1 protein-coding gene is annotated in these 2,529 nt (G+C 37.6%); it reads left to right on the top strand.

The genetic code is table 11. The features are described from left to right. Positions 1 to 285: 285 nt before the first annotated feature. On the top strand, positions 286 to 2,118 hold the full coding sequence (locus tag AC4MRQ_RS25615) for a B12-binding domain-containing radical SAM protein (RefSeq protein ID WP_491200576.1): 1,833 nt from the start codon (positions 286 to 288) through the stop codon (positions 2,116 to 2,118). The last annotated feature ends 411 nt before the right edge of the window (positions 2,119 to 2,529 follow it).

Here is a 2,529-nt window from a genome sequence, read left to right as displayed (position 1 = left end):
TCCAATGAAAAAGTGGCTTAAAATCTTGTTTTTTATTAGAGTATATTTGTGGTTCCAAAATTTTAATTACTGTTTAAAAGCGATTTCCCTGTGAATTGGATCAGCAAACCAGTATTACGGTATCACTCGTCGTTCGACTAATAGACATAAATCAAGTTAATTGGGCATTGGACTAATGCAATGTAGAAAATTGCTGCCTTGCTGTTGACAATTGAATCTTTTTGTATTCAATACTGATGCCGTACATTTGTGACAATTATTAATACAATTCTTATATAATCTGCAATGTCGATACTTTTAAATTGTTTACCACCTGCCGATATCTATAGCCCTTCTATCTCGCTTTCTATTCTGAAAGCTTTTATGGAGCAAAACGGCGTGGAAACAAATGTGAAGTATTGGAATTTCTGCCTGTCCGTTATGTCGGATTATACGGATAGTGAGGACACCGAAATACGACTATTACCTTTCTTATCCATTCTGAATGATCGTCATCAAAACACGAAAGGCAATAGAAGGATATTGTCATTGCTACAGCGTGTAGATCCTGAGCATAAGAGTTTGGATGCTAATTATTACGGTGACTTTCTTTCAGAGGCGAAGGAGGAGATTTATTCTGTCATTCGTGAGGAATTGCAAACCATTGATTTTAGTAAGATCACTTTGTTTGGAATCACAGCAAAATACAATCAGTGGATTCCAGGCATGTTACTGGCCGAAGAAGTTAAAAAAGTTGCGCCTCATGTGAAGATCATAATTGGTGGATTTGGTGGTGAAAAAGTGGCTCATGAAGCCATGAAGTTGTGTTCGGCTTTTGATTATGCCACATGGGGTGAAGGTGAATACCCTTTACTAAATCTGATTGAACAGCAAGCCAGTGACAATCCTGATTTGACATTGGTTCCTCGTTTAATTTATCGCCGAAAAGATGAATTAGTGCAGTCTTCGACCAAACAAAGTCAATATCTGGATTTCGAGAACTACATATATCCCAACTATGAAGATTATTTTGATACTTTCCCTAAAGACGAAGATAATGAGCAGATAAGTATACCAATCAACTCCATCCGTTCGTGCCATTGGCATCGCTGCAACTTCTGTGACTTTAACCAGGGCTATAAACTGCGCGCCAGAAGCCCTGAATGTGTGGTTAGAGAAATAGAGCACTTAAATCAACAATATGGAATCAGCACCTTTACTTTTGTGGATAGCGATACCTTTGGCAGCCTAAAACATTTCGATCGTTTACTGGAGCTTATTATTGATTTAAGATATAGAAGTGAAGAAGACTTCTCCTTTTGGGCAGAGCTGATTCCCAATGCCCATTACAATGCGAAATTAATGGAGAAGATGACAATTGCAGGATTTAAAAACCTGTTTATAGGTTACGACGGCCTTTCGGACAATTTGCTCTCGAAGATGAATAAGAGCAACACCTTCTCCGATAATGTGTTTTTTATCAAGTATGCTATTAAAAATGGTATTAATCCGGTCGTTAATGTCATTAAGCATATACCGGGAGAAACAGAAGAAGATGTTCAGGAATGCATAGATAACCTGCATTTTTTGCGCTTCTTTTATGGTGACTCTGTTATTTCCTTTTCTCACGACTATGTACCATTGGTGCTTTCGTCCATGTCTAAATATTACAGGCTAATGCCTGATAATGAATTGGAGCATTACAACAGCGATGATTTATCTTACCTCTTGCCTGATTCTTTTTCTAATTATAAGGATCGCTTTCATTTGTTCAGATATAAACGTGATGTGCCAGCCAATGCCCGCGAATGGGATAAGCTAAAAGAGGTGGAAAACTATTACAAGAGCAATCGATTCAGCTATAAGGTACAGGAGCACAATGGTATTTATTACTATACTGAATATTGTAATGATGAGGAGATTGAGAATATCGTATTCGGCGAGCCTGAATATTCCTTTGTACTTAAGGCAACGGAGCAACAGGTGTTTGCGTTCGATAAGTTGTTGATAACAGCCAAAGATCAATTTCCGGGTATTACAGAAGTAAGACTTAAAGAAATTCTTTCGAATCTACGACAGAGTTATTTGATCTATTGTAATGCGAATTATTCTAATATTATTTCTGCGTTAGGAGTATGAGATTTAATAACCCGGATCCAAAATTTCACGTCGAGTTCGGGATAAAACAAAAACTACACGAAAACAACTGCAATAAAGCGTTTTTTCAGAAGTTTCTACTGCTTCATAAACGATTACATAGCTAATGCCAGGTATCCGTTTGGTTCGTTAAAGAAACTCCAATCAGATCATTTTAGTAACGAACTGTTGTAACTTAACTTATCGATTAATAATGCCAATGAACAGTTGAAACCAAGCTAGAATATATATGTATCGGACTTGAGCCCTCAATCCCTTTATCTATTTAAACATAGCCCTAACGGACTATGCTAATATGTATCGTCCCTTCAGGACTATTAAGTATCGCTCTCAGTCTAGCCTGTAGTGCTTGTTCCGCCTTAGCGGAAGCCTATACATAACAGCGCAGGGTGA

It is taken from the genome of Carboxylicivirga sp., from assembly GCF_982718395.1.
The sequence above is the reverse complement of the archived record's forward strand: the minus strand, read 5'-3'. Positions and strand labels throughout refer to the sequence as shown.